This window comes from Ciceribacter azotifigens (assembly GCF_048159625.1).
Lineage (GTDB): Bacteria > Pseudomonadota > Alphaproteobacteria > Rhizobiales > Rhizobiaceae > Allorhizobium > Allorhizobium azotifigens.
Map to the genome: position 1 here is coordinate 1 of NZ_JBLQTA010000077.1, position 875 is coordinate 875.

At 56.6% G+C, this 875-nt stretch carries 1 pseudogene; it reads right to left on the bottom strand.

Annotated elements, in window-relative coordinates:
• Positions 1 to 585 precede the first annotated feature (585 nt).
• Positions 586 to 875 (bottom strand): annotated as a pseudogene (locus tag ACM6UT_RS23390) (transposase); the annotation flags it as partial.

Consider the following 875-nt stretch of genomic DNA (forward strand, 5'->3'; position numbering starts at 1 on the left):
CACCGCCAAAGGATTTTTGCAGTCCCTCTACTTCCAGCACGTAGTCCACGCGACATCCTCCCAAAACCGACCCGCGAGAAGAAGCGGGCCACCGACGATCGCCTCCCGGTCACGCCATGCTTGACAATAGTCGAATTGATGTCGACAAATGTCAAGCATACCTGAAGATATTTTGTTGGCGCACCGATGGGACAGGCTCAGACCTCTGTAGACGGTGCCAAAACAGGGAGGTCATTGTGCTTGTGAGGTACGGCATAAGCTGGTAGTCCGGACGCGCGGCCCTGAGTTTCTTGACAATCCCAGAAGTTTTTCGACTTGGTTACGGGCGCGCTATCTCAACTCACATGGCGAACGCATCAGCTCGGCAGGAAGCCTGTTATGGAACATGTGGGAGGGATGAGACTGGGTCAGCTGCCCGACAACCTTCGATCCTGCATGACGTCTCCGGTGAGATCACTTTCCTCCCCACACCCAGCATGGAGGCCTGAAATGCGCCGCTTCCTCTGTGCAAGTCGAGTAAAAGTATGGATCGAAAGGAAACCGGATGATCGCTAAGAGTCTGATTCAAAATTATCCCTCGTCATTTCATAGCCTCGCGATGCGGCGGGCGAAGAGCTGGATCGAAGCGATGAACAGCCATGCGGTTGCCGATGCGATGGTTTGCTCGAAGTCCTTGGCGAGGCGGCGGTTGCGATTGAGCCATTGCCAGCGTTCGTTCGACGACCCAGCGTCGTGGCAGGACGACAAATCCCTTTGCGGTATCGGACCGTTTGACGATCTCGACGGTCCATTTGCCGATCTGCCGGAGGGCGGCCCTGAGCTAGTCGCCCGCATAACCGCCATCGGCGAAGATATGGCGCAGCCACGGGACACGG